The sequence below is a fragment of the Rhodococcus sp. SJ-3 genome, assembly GCF_051918125.1.
Classification (GTDB): Bacteria; Actinomycetota; Actinomycetes; order Mycobacteriales; family Mycobacteriaceae; genus Rhodococcus.
In genome coordinates, this window is sequence record NZ_CM123306.1 from 2,885,446 (window position 1) to 2,902,514 (window position 17,069).

Sequence of the window (17,069 nt, forward strand, 5' to 3'; positions counted from 1 at the left end):
GTGCGTCCTTCGAGTGCAGGCCGCTGGAGCCTGGCAGCACTGGTCGTCGTGATCGCGCTGATCGTCGCCATCTGGCCTCGCGACAGCGACACCTCCGAGCCGACCCCCACCGACGGTCCGGGTACTTCTGCGGCCCCCGTCGATCGCAGACCCCAGGACGACGCACAGGCGCTGGCCCCACTTCGCGCCGCAGCGGATCTGCCGCCGTGTCCGGCACCGACCGGCGCACCTCCGGACGGACCACTCGCCGGGCTGGTGTTCGAGTGCGTGGGCGACGGTAGCTCCGTCGACCTTGCCGCCGGACTTGCCGGTCGTCCCGCCGTCGTCAATCTCTGGGCGTGGTGGTGCGCTCCCTGCGCCGAAGAACTCCCCGTACTCGAGGAGTTCGCGCTACGCGCGGGCGACGCAGTCTCGGTGGTGACCGTGCATACCGATCCCAACGAGAGCAACGCGCTTGAGCGGTTCGCGCGGTACGGCGTCCGGCTGCCCGGAGTGCAGGACGGTTCAGGACGCGTGCAGGCTAGGGTGTCCGCGCCGGCAGTCCTACCTGTCACGGTGCTCGTGCGCGCCGACGGTTCGATCGCCAAGGTGCTCCCGCAGCCGTTTCGCAGCGCCGACGAGGTGGCCGAGGTCGTAGAGACACATCTGGGGGTTGTCGCATGACTCCGTATTGGCTGCGGGGAGTAGCCACTCGCGAGCCCACCGATCCGCACGGACTCAATCCTGTGCTGACTCGCGGAGCTCCGCATGGGATGACCACCCGCCAGGCGTCCGTGCTCGTCTTGTTCGGCGGCTCGCCCGAGCCGGACCCCGTAGCCCGCGGAGGTCTCCCTGCAGACGCCGAGGTATTGCTCACCCAGCGCGCCGCGACCATGCGCCAGCACAGCGGGCAGGTCGCCTTTCCCGGCGGTGCTGCCGACCCCGAGGACGACGGTCCGATCGCAACCGCTCTGCGCGAGGCGCAGGAGGAGACCGGGCTCGACCCGGACGGAGTGCGACCGCTGGCGGTGCTGCCCGAACTGTTCATTCCGCCGTCGGGGTTCGACGTCACCCCGGTCGTGGCGTACTGGGAGAAGCCCAGCCCGGTCGGGGTGGTCGACCCGGCCGAGGCGGCTCGTGTCGTGCGTGTACCTGTGCGCGACCTGCTCGACCCGGACAATCGATTCCAGGTCTCCCACCGAATGGGGTATCGGGGCCCGGCGTTCCAGGTCGACGGCATGCTCGTATGGGGATTCACAGCGGGGGTTCTCGCCGGCCTGTTCACGGTGTCTGGATGGGAGATCGAATGGGATCACCGAGACGTTCGTGACCTGGCAGTGGTGCAAGCCGAACTCGAATCGGGGGTGATCGACGCATGACCGGATCGAACTGGATCGACCTGGTGATCGTCCTCGTCGTGATCATCGCGGCGTCGTCCGGTCTTCGGCAGGGAGCGGTCGCCTCGGCGCTGGCGTTCCTGGGAGTGCTGCTGGGGGCGGTGGCAGGCATCCTCATCGCACCTCACGTTCTCGTCCACGTCGACGAGGGACGGCTACGGATCCTTGCCGGGATCGTGCTGATCATCGTGCTGGTGGTGGTCGGGGAGGTTGCAGGCATGGTGCTCGGCCGTGCCGCGCGCAGCAGCATGCACAGCCCCAGCGCCCGTGCGGTCGACAGTGTGATCGGCGCGGGCCTCCAATCCGTCGCAGTCCTGATCGCTGCCTGGCTGCTGGCCGTCCCGTTGACTTCCGCGGCGCAACCGCAGATTTCCGCGGCGGTGCGCGGATCGACGGTGCTCGGCACCGTCGACAACCTCGCCACCGACTGGATGCGGGCGATCCCCAACGAGTTCTCAGCGCTTCTCGACACCTCGGGCCTCCCCGAGGTGATCGGGCCGTTCGGCCGAACACCGATCGCAGAGGTCGCCGTTCCTGACGGCACGTTGCTCGACGGGCCGATCCCCGCACAGCTGCATTCGAGCGTGCTGCGCATCAACGGCGTCGCTCCGAGTTGCCAGAAAGCACTCGAAGGATCGGGCTTCGTGGTCGCGCCCGAACGCGTAATGACGAATGCTCATGTCGTGGCGGGGACCGCGGCGGTGACCGTGGAGAGCAACGGGCGTGCACTCGACGCGGAGGTCGTACTGTTCGACCCCGCGGTGGACGTGGCGATCCTCGCGGTTCCCGGCCTGACCGCGGCTCCGCTTCCGTTCTCTGCCACCCCGGCGGAGTCGGGCGACGACGCCATCGTCCTGGGGTATCCGGGTGGTGGCCCGTACACCGCGAGCGCGGCCCGCATCCGAGAGACCCTGGACCTGCAGGGACCGGACATCTACCGCAGCGGCACTGTCGAGCGTGAGGTCTACACACTGCGCGGACTCATCCAGCAGGGCAATTCCGGTGGACCGCTCGTCGACCCGCAGGGACAGATCCTGGGCATGGTGTTCGGTGCGGCCGTCGACGATACCGACACCGGTTTCGCGCTCACGGCATCCGAGGTGAGTCGTCAGCTCGCGATAGCCGACTCGATGGTCGCCGCCGTCGAAACCGGGGCGTGCATCGTCTGACGCGATCAGAGGGTGCGGATGAAGTCCAGGAGGACAGCCGTGACGTCGTCGGCCTTCTCCTGGTGAGGGTAGTGCCCTGCACCGTCGATGAACTTCATGATGCGCCCGGGCGCGTGTCGCACACAGCGTCGCAAGGTCGCGGCCACCACATACGGATCGAGCGCACCGTGCACCTGCAGAACGGGGAGGGTCAGGGTGACGTCCATGGCCTTCATGAACCGGCGGCCGTCGGGTCGCCACTGACTACGGAATGCCCACCGCTGGTACTCGAGGCTGCAGTGCGCGACTCCGGGGATCTGTACCGCTGAGCGCAGGCGGTCGACGACGGCAGGGAATTCCGCGCTGTACTGCCAGTCGCTGCCTGAACGGAGGCGGACCAATCGTTCGATCTCGGCGCCGTCGTCGCGCACGAGAAGCCGTTCGGGTCGCCACGGCAGCTGATGAGCGAGGAACCCGGGCAGCAGGGCCTTGCGCTGCGCCCGGTCCCGAATGGCTGCATCGCGAAGCGAAATCGGGTGCGGGGAGTCCACGACCGTGATCGCGCGGACGAGCCGGGGGTGCAGAACGGCGGTGGCCCAGCACACCAGCCCCCCGTCGGCGTGGCCGACGAGAACCGCTTCGGTATGTCCGAGCGCACGGATCAGTCCTGCGACGTCGCCGGCGAGGGTCCAGCCGTCGTAGCCGCGGGGCGGCTTGTCGGTGTCGCCGTAGCCACGCAGATCGATTGCGACCGCGCGGTACCCTGCCTCGGCGAGCGCGGTGAGCTGATTGCGCCACGACCACCACAGATCACCGAAGCCGTGGATGAAGACCACCAGCGGCGCGCCGGGCGGTGCGCCATGGGCTTCGACTGCGTGGAGTCGGATGCCGTTGGCGTGGATGTCGCGGTGGGCCCACGGTCCGTCGTAGCGGACCGTGGACGGATCGGGTGGGGTCAAAGTGGATGATCGGTCGAGCTGCGTCAACGAGCTGCGTAGTGCGGACGTTGCGTCTCGGCATCGTCGCCGGACATCGGCAGAACCGTCTTCGCCTGCTTGAGTGAGTCGATGGTCTTGCTCGGCGCCCGTAGCTTGCGCACCCTCATGTAACCGATGAGCGCGAAGATCGCCGTCACGACCACCATCAGCAGGAAGACGATCAGGAAGGCGAGCCAGCGGGCAACCCAGACGTCGAGCAGTTCGGCGAGGAAGAAAAAGAAGAAGAACGAGCTGAAAATGAGAACGGCGAGGGCGAGGATGAAGAACAGGCTGCCCTGCAGACCCTTCTTGACCTCGCCGGTGACCTCCGCCTTCGCGAGCTCGACCTCGGCGCGGAACAGTGTGGACACCTGGGCGGTCGCGTCACGGACGAGTTCGCCGATGCTTGCGTCCCTCGAGGTCGGGGTGGGCACCTCCGTCAGCGGAATGCCCGAGATGCTGCTCGGCGCCCCGTCTCCCGGCCGGTTCCCGTTCGTGACGCTCACTAGTCGACCCCTTCAGTTGGTTCGTTCTGCTTGCGGTGGGCTCACCCACGCCGTAACAGTAGCGCCGATCCCAGTGAGGGGGCGACGAGTGGCACAGCAACGCGGTGGCTTTTGTGATTTCCTCGGATTCTTCGCTCTCCTGATGAGGCTGCGCCCTCCCGGGACGGATGCCGGGAGGGCGCAGCCTGGATCGGACTACTTCTTACGGATCGCGTCGAAGACCGCGGGATCCACCAGCGTCGAGGTGTCGCCGAGTTCGCGCCCTTCGGCGACGTCGCGGAGCAGGCGTCGCATGATCTTGCCGGAACGGGTCTTGGGCAGCTCGGGAACCACAGTGATCTGCCGCGGCTTCGCGATCGGGGAGATCTCGACGGCGACGTGATCGCGCAGTTCCTTGATGAGCGCATCGCCGGTGTTCTCGACGTGCTCGAGCAGGATCACATACGCGACGATGCCCTGACCGGTGGTGTCGTCGGCTGCGCCGACGACGGCGGCTTCCGCGACAGCGGCATGGCTGACCAGGGCAGATTCGACTTCGGAGGTGGAGATGCGGTGCCCGGAGACGTTCATGACGTCGTCGACACGTCCGAGTACCCACAGGGCGCCGTCTTCGTCGTACTTGGCGCCGTCGCCTGCGAAGTACCAGCCCTGCTCCTCGTACCGGGACCAGTAGGTTTCGCGGTAGCGCAGCGGATCACCCCAGATTCCGCGGAGCATCGCCGGCCACGGCTGATCGAGCACGAGGTAGCCGTTTCCGCCCGCACCGAGCGGGTGGGCTTCGTCGTCGACGATATTTGCGGAGATTCCGGGCAGCGGTGCCATCGCAGAGCCGGGCTTGGTGGCGGTGATGCCGGGGAGAGGCGAGATCATGATCGCGCCGGTCTCGGTCTGCCACCAGGTGTCGACGATCGGGGTCTTGCCCGCACCGATGACCTCGCGGTACCAGCGCCACGCCTCCGGGTTGATCGGCTCGCCGACCGAGCCGAGCAGGCGGATCGACGACAGGTCGTGGGCGTCGGGGATCTCGCGGCCCCACTTCATGAACGTGCGGATCAGCGTGGGTGCGGTGTAGTAGATCGACACGCCGTACTTCTCGATGATCTCGAAGTGCCGGTGTTCGTTCGGTGAGTTCGGGGTGCCCTCGTAGACGATCTGGGTGACGCCGTTCGAGAGCGGCCCGTACACGATGTAGGAGTGTCCGGTGACCCAGCCGATGTCGGCGGTGCACCAGTAGACGTCCTTGCCCGGCTTGTGGTCGAACACGTAGTGGTGGGTGTACGACGCCTGGGTGAGGTAACCGCCGGAGGTGTGGACGATGCCCTTGGGTTTTCCGGTGGTGCCGGAGGTGTAGAGGATGAACAGGGGGTGTTCGGCGTCGAACGCCTCGGGCGTGTGTTCGGGGGAGGCCTTCTCGACCGTCTCGTGCCACCAGAGATCGCGGCCGTCGGTCCACTCGACGTCGATACCGGTGCGCTTGACCACGAGTACGTTCTGGATCGACGCGGCCCCGTTGACGGCCTCGTCGGCGGCGGTCTTGAGCGGTGCGGCCTGGCCGCGGCGCCACTGCCCGTCGACCGTGACGAGAAGTTTGGCTTCGGCGTCGTCGATGCGTGAACGCAGTGCCGAGGCCGAGAAGCCGCCGAAGACCACCGAGTGGGTCAGGCCGAGGCGGGCGCAAGCGAGCATCGTGATGATCGCCTCGGGGATCATCGGCATGTAGATCGCGACGCGATCGCCTGCGGTCAGACCGAGGTCGGTGAACGTGTTCGCGGCCTTCGAGACCTCGGCGAGCAGGTCGTTGTACGTCAGTGAGCGGGAGTCGCCGGGTTCACCCTCGAAGTGGATCGCGACTCGGTCGCCGTTGCCTGCTTCGACGTGGCGGTCGACGCAGTTGTAGGCGACGTTGAGGGAGCCTCCGACGAACCATTTCGCGACGGGAGCGTCGGACCAGTCGAGCACCTGCGTCCAGGGCGTCGCCCAGTCGAGCCGCTGGGCCTGGGCGTCCCAGAACGCCAGCCGATCAGCGTCGGCAGCGGCCTGCAACTCGGGACCTGCGTTGGCGGTGGCGGCGAACTCGGCACTCGGCGGGAACACCTGCTGATCGTGGTCCTGGGCTGCGCTCGTCATGGTGCGGTGGCCTCTTTCCGGGTCGTGGCAAAACAGTTCGGACGTCAGTGAGCGTAGTCACCTGTGACGCGGATCGCATCGTTGCACGACGCTGCAACCTGCTCACATGCGCTGATCGGTCGTTGTCACGCGACGGGCGGTCGGCAGGGACGACGAGTGGCTCCTCATGCGTCCGGCGACGGGCCATAGGTGATGCGTGCAGCTCGCGCCGGTACCGTTCGGGACCGTGACCGATCCGCTGCAGCCCATCCTCGATCTCCCCGGCGTGCGTGACGCGGCAGACCGCGCGCGTGACGCTCTCGCCGAGGTTCACCGTCACCGCACGAACCGACGCGGCTGGCCGAACACCGCGGCAGAAGCCTCGGTACGGGCCGCGCGAGCGTCGGCGGCGATCGACGGTGGATCGACGGAGCTTCCGCCCCCCGGGGAAACCGGCGATCCGGTCCTGTCGGGAGCTTTGCGCGTCGCACAGTCCCTCGACGGTGACGCGCTTGCAATTCAAGTGTCCACCTGGCGCCGTGCACCGTTGCAGGCGCTGGCGCGCCTACACCTGCTCGCCGCGGCAGATCTGGTGGGCGATCCGGAGCAGCTGGGTCGGCCCCGGCCGGAGCCCGGGGTGGCGGAACGGCTCGACGCACTCGCCCAATTGGTCACGGGAGGCACTTCTGTCCCCGCTCCGGTCCTCGCGGCGGTGGTGCACGGCGAGCTCAGGACACTGAGCCCCTTCGCTGTGGCCGACGGTCTCGTGGCGCGCGCGGCGTCGCGGCTGGTGTGTGTGGCGTCCGGACTCGACACCCACAACCTCGGGGTGCCCGAAGTGACGTGGATGCGGCGAGCGCAGGCGTACCGCGACGGGATCGCGGGCTTCGCTCAGGGCACGGAAGTGGGTGTCGGCGGCTGGGTCATCTTCTGCTGCGGTGCGCTCGAGGCAGGCGCTCGCGAAGCCACGTCGATCGCCGAGGCGTTCGGAGGTAACTGACAGTCGCCGCACCCGTTCGAAACGCGTTGCTGTGCTCTGAACATGCTGCAGTGCTGTGGCTTTCGGTCACGCGATGCAAAAGCGGGTGGCTCGCCGATCGTGATCGGTGCGCCACCCGCTAGCACGGACCTGCCGGGTTACCATGCGTGCTGGTGTGGGTTGTGTGTCAACGGCCTCGGCGATGATCCGGGTGTCGGCGGTTCGCTCTTCACAACGGGTGTGAAGGTCTTGCCTTCGAGAACTCGGAACTCGCAGGCCCACAACGCTTCTGCCCTTATAGTGGCATCGGCTCCGCGTGGGTACTCGGTGTCCGTGCTGGGAAACCCGGGCGGGAGATCGAATCTTCTCTTCCGATTCGCTCTTGGCCTCCCGTGCTTCCGTAACTCATTTGTACCCCGTACTTTCGGCGTCGGCAAGACCCTGGCCCGGAAAGATTCAGCTCGGGAGTGGGAGGAGGCGAGGGTGTCGCCGGGGGTCGTGCCTGCGCCCGGCGAGGTAGACTGCGGCACCGGTGATCAACGCTGCCGAGGCTCCCGCCGCGGCGAGTCGGATCAGTCCTTTCGCTGACGGGCGCACGCGTCGCGACAATGGCACCGGTCGCGTGAAAGTCAATATGAGCCATTGATTTTCGTTCGCACAACGCCGCAACGCGCGGTCGGGATTGACCGCGCGAGGCTTGCCGACGGCCTGCAGCATCGGCACGTCCGTCGCCGAATCCGAGTACGCGTAACTACGTGTCAGGTCGTAGCCGTGTTCCGCTGCGAGCTCACGCATCGCGGTGCTCTTCGCCTCGCCGAAGCAGTAGAACTCGAGTTCGCCGGCGTAGCGCCCGTCCACGATGCGCATCCGGCTTGCGGCGCTGTAGGAGGCACCGAGTGCCTGCGCGATCGGCGTGACGACCTCCTCGCCCGACGCCGACACGATCACCACGTCGTGCCCGCGGGCTCGGTGGTCCGCGATCAGGTCCTTGGCTTCGGCATACACCAACGGCGTGACGATCTCGTCGAGTGTCTCGTTCACGATCGAACGGATCTGCTCCACGTCCCAGCCCTTGCACATCTGCGCGATGTGCTCACGCATCCGATCGACGCGTTCCTGGTCGACAGTGGACAGTACGAAGAGCAGTTGTGCGTAACTGCTCGCGAGCACCGCGCGGCGGTTGAGCAGGCCATGCTCGAAGAACGGGCGGGTGAATGCGAGGACGCTCGACTTGGCGATGACGGTCTTGTCGAGGTCGAAGAAGGCAGCGATCCGACCGGACTCGGCGGGATCCGCGGTCGCGTCTGTCACGTTCTCCACCATAGGGCCCGCGGTGCCACTTTTCGGGGCCCGGATGTGCCGCGCCACGCGGATGCTTGAACTTGCAAACACTGAGTATGGAAGGTGTAGTATCGCGTCAGCCTGGATATCCAGGCAGTGTTCAGCCCGACCCCCCGGGGCTGAACTCCGACGGCCCTCGCCTCCTCCCCCCCTGGCGAGGGTCGTCTTTTTGTCAAGACCGGTTTTCGCTCCGAGCCCACGACCGTTCCCGGTTGCAGCCATCACGCCGAGTTGTCCACAGGCGCCTGATTCATCCACAGATTCGGCGTTACCGGTGAATCGGCCTTCCACGGTGGTCCTCGGCGGCGCACGCTGTGCGGCATGAACGACGTCCTCGCGCTGATCGGCGACGCGACTCTGCTGGCGAGCCTGCGCCGTGTCGCGGCGGCAGCAGACCGGCAACTGGCCGAACCGGCCGCGCTGCCGCAGCGCCGCGCATGGCTGGACGCAGGTGTGGTCGTCGTCGACCGCGACGAAGCGCTCGTGTGCGCCGCTGCGTTGCCCCGCCGATCCGGGATCGTGCTGGTCTGTCCGGACACGCCCGGGCTGGACGAATGGCAGGCTGCGGCCACGGTCGGCGCCGAGCATGTACTGGGCCTTCCCGGCGACGAAGTGGAACTGCTCGCCGTTCTCGGTGCAGCGGCCGAGCCCGAGGCGGGCGGAGGCACTGTGTTCGCAGTGCTCGGTGGTTGTGGCGGGGCAGGCGCCTCGACCTTCGCCGCCGCGCTGGCATGGACGGCTGCCACCAGGGGAGCCCCCGGCGGCGTCCTTCTCGTCGACGCCGACCCCTTCGGAGCGGGACTCGATACCCTCACGGGCCTCGAAGAACGCGCAGGCATCCGATGGTCCGGACTGACCATCGACTCCGGCACTGTTTCTGCTCGCGCTTTGCGCGACGCAGTACCCGAATGGCTATCGGGAGTGGGCGTGCTCGCAGGCGACCGGGGTGCCGAACGCATCGGTGCAACCCCGCTCACCGCGGTACTCGAAGCAGTACGGCGTGCGGGCGCCACTGTGGTCTGTGACGTAGCCCGTACGTTCGACGAGGTAGCCGAAGCCGCGGTCGCTGCTGCCGACACCACTGTGCTCGTCACCCAGGCGCGGGTGAGCGGCGCGTTGTCTGCCGCCCGGACAGCGGACTGGCTCGCCGGTCGTGCCGCCACGGCGGGAGTCGTGGTGCGTGGCCCAGCACCCGGCGGTCTGCGCGCTGTCGATGTCGCAGCCGTCGTCGGACTACCGCTGCTGGCCGCGATGCGTCCTCAGCCAGGGCTCGCAGAGGCACTCGAACGTGGCGGTCTGCCCCTACGCCGGCGTTCGCCGCTCGTTGTTGCTGCCCTCGAGGTCCTCGACTCGCCCGGTCGCACCGGGGCGAGGAGGATCTCATGAACAATGTTCTGGACGCCGAACTGCTCGACCGGGTACGCGACCGGCTCGCGGCCGAACCGGGGGAACTGTCGCCCGCACGTGTCGCGTCTGCACTGCGTGCCGAGGCAAGCGGCGTACTCGGCGACACGGACCTTCTCGTCGCTCTGCGCCACCTCCAGACCGAGCTCACCGGAGCAGGGCCACTCGAAGCTTTGCTTGCAGACCCCACCGTGACCGATGTACTGGTCACCGCACCCGACCGAGTGTGGGTCGACTGCGGTGGGGGTTTGACCCTCACGTCGGTGACCTTTCCGGACGAGGCTGCCGTCCGACGGCTCGCGCAGCGCCTCGCATTGTTCGCCGGGCGCAGGCTGGACGACGCACAAATGTGGGTCGACGGCCGACTCCCCGGGCACGGCGAGTTAGGCGTCCGTCTGCACGCGGTCCTTGCGCCCGTCGCCCAGGGCGGCACGTGCCTGTCGCTGCGCGTGCTGAGACCGGCCACGCAGGGGCTCGATGCGTTGGTCGAACGTGGGGCAGTGCACCCCGAGGCTCACCGATTGCTCCGCCGGATCGTGGCGGGACGCCTTGCCTTCCTCGTCGTCGGGGGAACGGGGGCGGGAAAGACGACGATCTTGGCGGCGCTCCTCGGCGCTGTGGATCCCGCGGAGCGAATCGTGTGCGTCGAGGACGCGGCCGAACTCGTCCCCGATCACCCGCATGTGGTTCGTCTCGTCGCCCGAGCGCCGAACGTCGAAGGCGTAGGAGAGGTCACCGTGCGCGACCTCGTGCGTCAGGCATTGCGGATGCGGCCCGACCGGATCGTCGTCGGTGAGGTGCGAGGCGCCGAGGTGGTCGATCTACTGACAGCGCTGAACACAGGTCACGACGGCGGTGCGGGAACAGTCCACGCGAACTCGCCCGACGAAGTACCCGCCCGGCTCGAAGCGCTCGCAGCCCTCGGCGGACTCGATCGTGCCGCCCTTCACAGTCAGCTTGCTGCAGCCGTGCAGGTGATCCTTCATGTCCACCGTGCTCCCGACGGCACCAGGAGACTCGTCGAGATCGGGGTGCTCGAACGCGACGCGGTCGCGGGGGTACTGGTGGTGCCCGCGTGGACATACGCCGACGGTGCTGTGCCCGGTTCGGAACTGCTCGAACGGATTCTGCGGTCGAGGGAGCGGTAGTGACTGCATCCCTCCTGTGCCTGGCCGCCGCCGTCCTCGCTTCTTCCGGTGCCGACGCACGCCGGCGACTCGGACGGCCCGCCACCCCTGCATCGGCAGCGTTACGCCGACCGAACCGCGTGCTCTGCGCGGTGGTCGTCGCGTCGGCTGCAGGATTGATCGTGGGAGCAGGTGCTGCCGTCGCCGTGGCGGTCGCAGTCGCCACGATCATGTTCCGGTTGCGTCGCCGACAACGGGCCACTTCTCTCGACACGGAACGCCGGGTCCTGCTCTCCGCCCTGGACATGGTGATCGCGGAGCTCCACGTCGGTGCGCATCCCGCCGACGCGTGCGATACGGCCGCGCGCGAAACAACCGGCCCGACGTCGGACTCGCTGCGTGTCGCCTCGGCCCGGGCACGGTTGGGGGGATCTGCCTCCGACGGACTGCGCGGTGCGGCAACCAAATTTGCTCATGACGGAATCGGTGAAAGCCTCGTCCGGGTTGCCGATGCATGGTCGGTTTCAGATCGTCACGGCCTGGCACTCGCCGAACTGCTGTCGGCGGCTCGATCCGATCTCGCTGCGCGCCTGCGGATTCGGACCAGAACCACAGCAGGACTCGCCGGTGCTCGCGCCACCGCAACGGTTCTTGCCGCGCTACCCGCGCTCGGAGTGGCACTGGGGCAACTCATGGGGGCGTCGCCTCTGACGACGCTCCTCGGTGGCGGTCTCGGTGCAGTGCTGCTGGTACTCGGCACGGTGCTCGTGTGCGCAGGACTGCTGTGGACCGACCGCATCGCCGACAGGGTATGCCGGTGAGCGCATCGATGTTGCTGCCGTCGTTGTGTCTTGCCGCAGCACTGGTTGCCGTGCCCGACCCTGGAACGCGGCGGCTGCAGGCTTTGCACGGATCGCCCGGCCCGACGACGAGCACCGCGACCGGCAACGTGCAGGATCCGTATGCGACCGCCGCCGCCTTCGATCTCTTCGCCGCGTGCCTGCGAGCGGGGATGCCGGCAGCATCGGCGGCGGGTGTGGTCGCGGAATCTGCGCCGCCTGTGCTCGCTGCAGCGCTCCGTCGAGGAGCCGACCGCCTGAAGCTCGGCGCCGACCCGGCAGACGCGTGGTCCGCGGAAGGCGACCCGCTGCTCGAAGACTTCGCTCGCGCTGCGCGGCGATCGGCGAAATCCGGTGCGCCATTGTCCGACATCGTGTCCGAACTCGCCGTGCGGCATCGCTCGGAGGCCGAAGACGACGCTGCAGGCGCCATCGAACGTGCAGGGGTGCTCGTGAGCGGTCCGCTCGGCCTGTGCTTCCTACCGGCATTCGTGTGCCTGGGCATCGTACCGGTGGTGATCGGCCTGGCCCGGGGCGTCCTGGGCTCAGGGCTGTTGTGACGTCGACGCGGACCGTCCGCGCCGATAGAAAGGGGAAACTCGTGTTCACCGAATCTGCAGAACGAGAACGGCCGTTGGCCCGCCGCGTCATGAAGGTGGTAAGTGACGACGACGGCATGTCGACGGCAGAATACGCCATCGGTACCATCGCCGCGGCGGCCTTCGGTGCCGTGTTGTACACAGTCGTCACCGGAGACGGAATCGTGTCGGCGCTGACCGGCATCGTCGAACGTGCCCTCAATACTTCGGTGTGACGGCATGGGCGCGGGCTCGACGCGTCGTCGTGGGGGACGAGGGCGGCGTGACAGTCGAAGCCGCACTTGCGATCGCTTCGCTCGTCACCGTTCTGACGCTGTGTCTCGGGGCAGTGCTGTGTATTTCGCAACAGGTGCAATGTCAGGACGCGGCGCGGGAGGCGGCACGACTGGCGGCGCGGGGCGACGATGCTCGGGCGGTCGAGATCGCGGCCCGAGTCGCCCCTTCCGGTGCGTACATCGAAGTGGGTATGGAAGACGATCTGGTCGTCGCGATCGTGAGAGTCGACGCGCCGCTGCTTCCGATGATCACTCTGACAGCCGAGGCTGTTGCAGTGCGCGAGCCGGGTGAGGTCTCGTGACGCGGATGGACCTGCACGACGAGCGCGGCAGCGCCAGCATCCTCGGATGCTGCATCATGGCTGCGCTCATCGCGATCACCGCGACCGTTCTGCACGTCGGATCGGTCGTGGTGGTCCGTCACCGCGTGCAGGCCGCAGCGGATCTGGGGGCGCTGGCCGTCGCGTCCTTACTCGACCAGGGAGTCGACGAGGCCTGTGCGATCGCGAAGACCGTGGCCGTCCGTATGGATGTGGGGGTGCGGAGTTGCCGGATCCATGGGTGGGACGCGGTGGTGGAGACGTACGCTCCGGTGTCGCCGATGTTCGGTGAGCGGGACGCGTCGGCCATCGCAAGGGCCGGTCCCGCGGCGGACGTGTCCGATTCCACGACCGAGCGCAATCGAACGCGCGGGACGCACGAATGAGCGGGTCCCTCGCGTTCGGTTGTCACGGTGAGCCGGCGATCCCGTTCAACATTGCGGACAGCAGGGCGATCGCGCCGGCCTTGTCGAGCGGATCGTTGCCGTTCCCACACTTGGGGGAGTGCACGCACGAGGGGCAACCGTCGGCGCATTCGCATGCGCGCACTGCGTCGCGGGTGGCAGTGAGCCACGGAACGATCCGTGAGAATCCACGTTCGGCGAAGCCGGCCCCGCCGGGATGTCCGTCGTAGACGAACACCGTGGGCAGGCCCGTGTCGGCGTGCAGATCGGTGGACACGCCGCCGATATCGCCTCGATCGCACGTTGCGATGAGCGGGAGCAATCCGATGGCGGCGTGTTCGGCCGCGTGCAGAGAGCCGGGAACGCGCTCGGGTGTCAATCCGATCCGGTCGAGCAGTTCCGGCGTGACGGTGTACAGCACCGCGCGCGTCGGAAGGGTCTGCGCAGGCATGTCCAGGTCGATCTGGTCGAGCACCTCCCCCGAGGGGAGACGCCGGAGATAGGCGACCACCTGCCCCGTCACTTCGACTGTGGCCATCTGCACGGCGACGGGCCCGTATCTGCGGGTCTCTTCCACTGCCACGACTCGGATGTCGGTGACCTCCCGAACGGACGTCGACCACTCCGGATCCTCTGCGTGCACGAGCGCGACACCGTCGTCGAGCTGAAGCTCGTCGACGACGAAGGTCTCACCCTGGTGGAGGTGCACTGCGCCGGGGTGGACGGTTGCCGGCGCGCGTCCCGCCTCGACGGTGCCGAGCATCCGGCCGGTGTCGGCTTCGACGATCGCAACCGGATGGCCGATGCCGCCGCGGATATCGACCTCGGCGTGCGGATGGGTGTCCGGTGTGACGAACCAACCGTGGGGGCGCCGACGGATCAGACCCTGTCCCGCCAGCTCCGTGAGCAACTCTTGCGCGTCGAACCCCTCGGCCTCAGCATGTGAGAGCGGCAACTCGAGGGCAGCGCACAGCAGTTGTGGCCCGAGCACATACGGATTCGACGGGTCGGTCACGGTCGCTTCGACGGGCCTGTCGAGGAGCGCCTGCGGGTGATGCACAAGGTAGGTGTCCAGTGGGTCGTCGCGCGCGACCAGGACGACGAGAGAACCCTGACCGCGACGCCCGGCCCGACCGCTCTGCTGCCAGAACGACGCGACGGTGCCGGGAAATCCGGCGACGACCACGGCATCGAGGCCTGCAATGTCGACCCCGAGTTCGAGGGCGTTGGTGCTCGCGACACCGAGTAACCGCCCCTCGGACAGTGCGGCCTCCAGGTCGCGACGATCTTCCGCGAGATACCCGGCGCGGTAGGTCGCGACACGGTCCGCGAGTTCGGGTGCAGATTCGGCGAGCAGACGCCGCGCACCCATCGCGGTGAGCTCCGCACCATGACGTGAACGGACGAATGCCAGCGTGCGCGCACCTTCGACGACGAGGTCGGCGAGAAGCCGGGCTGCCTCGGCGCCGGCAGCGCGGCGTACGGGTGCGCCGCGCTCGCCGGTGACTTCCCGGAGCAGCGGCGGTTCCCATAAGGCGACGGTGCGCGGACCGTGTGGCGAACCGTCCTCGGTGACCTCCTTGCACGGCGCCCCGATCAGCCGTGAGGCGGCGGCTCCGGGGTCGGCGGTGGTGGCGGATGCCAGGATGAACACCGGGTCGGCGCCGTAGTGGTTCGCGAGGCGGCGCAACCGTCTGATGACCAGCGCGACATGCGACCCGAAGACTCCGCGGTACGAGTGACACTCGTCGATCACGACGTACCGTAGCCGCCGAAGCAGTCGAGCCCAGCGTGCGTGGCCGGGCAGTATCGCCAGGTGCAACATGTCGGGGTTGGTGAAGATCCACCGAGAATGGCTTCGTGCCCATCGACGTAGTTCGGTGGAGGTGTCGCCGTCATACGCGCACGGATGAACTGTCGACAGTTCACCCGTCCTGCCGGTCAGATCCGTCACCGCGCGCAGCTGATCGGCGCCCAGAGCTTTCGTGGGGGAGAGATACAGCGCGGTGGCCTGAGGGGCCGACGCGAGCGCGGTGAGGACCGGAAGCTGGTAGGCGACGGATTTGCCCGACGCGGTGCCGGTCGACACCACGACGTTGCTGCCCGCAGATGCGAGATCGGCGGCGTGAATCTGATGTCGCCAGGGCTGCGACACTCCTTGTTCGCGGAGCGCGTCGACGACGCAGTCGGCGGCCCAATCCGGCCAAGGGACGTGTTGCGCCCTCCGTGCGGGTAGATCGGCTGCGTAGGTGAGAGGGTGTTCGTTCGAAGGCGTGCCTGCGAGCAGTCGGTCGAGTAGCGCCTGTCCGTAACCGGGGGGAGTGCCCGTGTCGTGGTGGATAGGGGATGGACTGGTCACGCGTCGGCTCCGGTGGATCGAATTCGGTGCGGGTCGAGGCGATGGTGCGTAGCATGGGATCAACCCTCTACCCGCTGGTCATGCTACCGAGCGGCCTGCAAGATCAGAATTTTGGCGCGATTGTGCCATACCTACTGTTGTGACCGCCCGGAACATGATTGACTGGCACGCGGTCGCAGCTTCTGTGTTCGTAGACTTGAGAAAGTGCACGCTCGCAGGATCGTGGTTGCGAGCGGTGTGCTTTAGCTCTTCCAACGGGGGATTCGAAAGGTACAGCGGTCGGAATCGGGACCTGGCGGCCGCTGTCCCCAGCGGCTCGTCGAATCCGGTGTTAGAAAGAGAAGGAAAAGCATGGCACAGGGCACTGTGAAGTGGTTCAACGCGGAGAAGGGCTTCGGCTTCATTGCTCCGGAGGACGGCTCTGCCGACGTGTTCGTTCACTACTCCGAGATCCAGGGTTCCGGTTTCCGCACCCTCGAGGAGAACCAGCGCGTCGAGTTCGAGGTCGGGCAGGGCACCAAGGGCCCGCAGGCCACCGGTGTGCGCGCCGTCTGATTCGGCGCGCTCCGTCGAGCACCTGTGAGAGCGATCGCTCTCACTCCATCGTCCCCTGTCGCCACCGGCGATGGGGGACGATGGCTTTCTCGGAGCAATACAACTGGAAGAGGCAATACGCAAGGAGGTAGCAGTGAGTCAACTGTCCTTCTTCGGCGCCGATACTGCACCACCGGCATTGTCCGACCTGAGCGGGTTGCTCGCCTCGCAGGGACGAATCGTGACGCGCACAGCCGACTCGGCGCAGATCACAGTGACGGTCGAGGCGCCATGGCGCGCGTCCGCGATCGCCGATCAGATCATTGCTACGGGTCTGACCGCGGCGATCGATGCCTTACCGGACGGGTCTGCGCGGGTGTGCACCTCCGACGTTTCCGAGCTCGTTCCGCTCGCGACCGCGTGGTCGCACGGCGGATCCAAGCGTGTTCCGGCCGGATGGGTCCCGAGTGCCGGGGCGCTGCGGGCATGGTTCCTGGCAGCGGGCCGGGTTGAAGTGGTGGGTGAGCGGTACGTCCTCGGGCTCGACCCGAATGCGCCCCGCACGTATGTGTCACTTTCCGAGGCTCTGATGGTGGCCGGAATCGCTCCCACCTTGATCAGCCCGCATGGTGCCCCACCAGGGTTGCGAGTGTCGGGACCGCGCCGTATCGCGCGGCTCGCGGAGAGCATCGGAGCGCCACCCGACGACTCCGAAGCCCGAGCGATCTGGCCACGTCACGAGCACTTCGACCACCACATGTGACGAGCGATCGAC

At 67.5% G+C, this 17,069-nt stretch carries 18 protein-coding genes; 13 read left to right on the forward strand and 5 right to left on the reverse strand.

Translation table 11 applies throughout. The annotated features are described in order from the left end of the window. From ACTDXD_RS13340 to ACTDXD_RS13350, 3 genes are read left to right on the forward strand one after another with little or no spacing between them, the layout of a single operon-like run. On the forward strand, positions 1–663 hold the full coding sequence (locus ACTDXD_RS13340; RefSeq protein ID WP_440127457.1) for a TlpA family protein disulfide reductase: 663 nt from the start codon (positions 1–3) through the stop codon (positions 661–663). Then, positions 660–1,358, forward strand: a complete 699-nt coding sequence (locus ACTDXD_RS13345) for an NUDIX hydrolase (protein WP_440127458.1) — start codon at positions 660–662, stop codon at positions 1,356–1,358. Before ACTDXD_RS13340 ends, ACTDXD_RS13345 begins: the two co-directional genes overlap by 4 nt. Further along, entirely contained in the window at positions 1,355–2,545 is a 1,191-nt protein-coding gene (locus ACTDXD_RS13350) for a MarP family serine protease (RefSeq protein WP_440127459.1), read from the forward strand. Before ACTDXD_RS13345 ends, ACTDXD_RS13350 begins: the two co-directional genes overlap by 4 nt. 5 nt (positions 2,546–2,550) lie before the next feature. Here ACTDXD_RS13350 and ACTDXD_RS13355 read toward each other — a convergent pair whose 3' ends face one another. The 3 genes from ACTDXD_RS13355 to acs all read right to left on the reverse strand — a co-directional run bounded on the left by ACTDXD_RS13355 (position 2,551) and on the right by acs (position 6,134). After that, a complete protein-coding gene (locus tag ACTDXD_RS13355; RefSeq protein ID WP_440127640.1) occupies positions 2,551–3,483 on the reverse strand; it encodes an alpha/beta fold hydrolase in 933 nt (310 codons plus the stop codon). Between the two features lie 23 nt (positions 3,484–3,506). Beyond that, complete coding sequence (locus tag ACTDXD_RS13360) at positions 3,507–4,007, reverse strand: phage holin family protein (RefSeq protein WP_440127460.1); 501 nt, start codon at positions 4,005–4,007, stop codon at positions 3,507–3,509. Between the two features lie 195 nt (positions 4,008–4,202). After that, on the reverse strand, positions 4,203–6,134 hold the full coding sequence (acs, locus tag ACTDXD_RS13365; RefSeq protein WP_440127461.1) for an acetate--CoA ligase: 1,932 nt from the start codon (positions 6,132–6,134) through the stop codon (positions 4,203–4,205). A 226-nt stretch (positions 6,135–6,360) separates the two neighbouring features. Here acs and ACTDXD_RS13370 point away from each other — a divergent pair, with 226 nt between their 5' ends. After that, the gene (locus tag ACTDXD_RS13370) at positions 6,361–7,113 is read left to right on the forward strand and encodes an oxidoreductase (protein WP_440127462.1); all 753 of its coding nucleotides are present in this window, start codon (positions 6,361–6,363) and stop codon (positions 7,111–7,113) included. A gap of 435 nt (positions 7,114–7,548) precedes the next feature. Here ACTDXD_RS13370 and ACTDXD_RS13375 read toward each other — a convergent pair whose 3' ends face one another. Further along, entirely contained in the window at positions 7,549–8,415 is an 867-nt protein-coding gene (locus ACTDXD_RS13375; RefSeq protein ID WP_440127463.1) for an HAD-IB family hydrolase, read from the reverse strand. Positions 8,416–8,754: 339 nt separating this feature from the next. On the opposite strand from ACTDXD_RS13375, the gene ssd reads away from it, so the two are divergent. The 7 genes from ssd to ACTDXD_RS13410 all read left to right on the forward strand — a co-directional run bounded on the left by ssd (position 8,755) and on the right by ACTDXD_RS13410 (position 13,383). Beyond that, positions 8,755–9,819: a septum site-determining protein Ssd gene (gene ssd, locus ACTDXD_RS13380; RefSeq protein WP_440127464.1), complete on the forward strand. Its 1,065-nt coding sequence runs from the start codon at positions 8,755–8,757 to the stop codon at positions 9,817–9,819. After that, the gene (locus tag ACTDXD_RS13385) at positions 9,816–10,985 is read left to right on the forward strand and encodes a TadA family conjugal transfer-associated ATPase (RefSeq protein ID WP_440127465.1); all 1,170 of its coding nucleotides are present in this window, start codon (positions 9,816–9,818) and stop codon (positions 10,983–10,985) included. The genes ssd and ACTDXD_RS13385 overlap by 4 nt, the downstream gene beginning before the upstream one ends. Beyond that, positions 10,985–11,785: a type II secretion system F family protein gene (locus ACTDXD_RS13390; protein ID WP_440127466.1), complete on the forward strand. Its 801-nt coding sequence runs from the start codon at positions 10,985–10,987 to the stop codon at positions 11,783–11,785. The genes ACTDXD_RS13385 and ACTDXD_RS13390 overlap by 1 nt, the downstream gene beginning before the upstream one ends. Beyond that, on the forward strand, positions 11,776–12,363 hold the full coding sequence (locus tag ACTDXD_RS13395) for a type II secretion system F family protein (protein WP_440127467.1): 588 nt from the start codon (positions 11,776–11,778) through the stop codon (positions 12,361–12,363). The genes ACTDXD_RS13390 and ACTDXD_RS13395 overlap by 10 nt, the downstream gene beginning before the upstream one ends. A gap of 89 nt (positions 12,364–12,452) precedes the next feature. Next, on the forward strand, positions 12,453–12,617 hold the full coding sequence (locus ACTDXD_RS13400) for a DUF4244 domain-containing protein (protein WP_440127641.1): 165 nt from the start codon (positions 12,453–12,455) through the stop codon (positions 12,615–12,617). Between the two features lie 47 nt (positions 12,618–12,664). Continuing rightward, on the forward strand, positions 12,665–12,979 hold the full coding sequence (locus ACTDXD_RS13405) for a TadE family type IV pilus minor pilin (protein ID WP_440127468.1): 315 nt from the start codon (positions 12,665–12,667) through the stop codon (positions 12,977–12,979). Between the two features lie 5 nt (positions 12,980–12,984). Then, positions 12,985–13,383, forward strand: coding sequence for an Rv3654c family TadE-like protein (locus ACTDXD_RS13410; RefSeq protein ID WP_440127642.1), 399 nt, complete (start codon positions 12,985–12,987; stop codon positions 13,381–13,383). A gap of 22 nt (positions 13,384–13,405) precedes the next feature. Here ACTDXD_RS13410 and ACTDXD_RS13415 read toward each other — a convergent pair whose 3' ends face one another. Continuing rightward, positions 13,406–15,760, reverse strand: coding sequence for a DEAD/DEAH box helicase (locus tag ACTDXD_RS13415; RefSeq protein WP_440127469.1), 2,355 nt, complete (start codon positions 15,758–15,760; stop codon positions 13,406–13,408). A gap of 351 nt (positions 15,761–16,111) precedes the next feature. On the opposite strand from ACTDXD_RS13415, the gene ACTDXD_RS13420 reads away from it, so the two are divergent. After that, positions 16,112–16,315 carry a cold-shock protein gene (locus ACTDXD_RS13420; protein ID WP_005248460.1) on the forward strand — a complete coding sequence of 68 codons (204 nt, stop codon included), beginning with the start codon at positions 16,112–16,114 and terminating at the stop codon, positions 16,313–16,315. 133 nt (positions 16,316–16,448) lie between these two features. Next, a complete protein-coding gene (locus ACTDXD_RS13425) occupies positions 16,449–17,057 on the forward strand; it encodes a hypothetical protein (RefSeq protein WP_440127470.1) in 609 nt (202 codons plus the stop codon). The last annotated feature ends 12 nt before the right edge of the window (positions 17,058–17,069 follow it).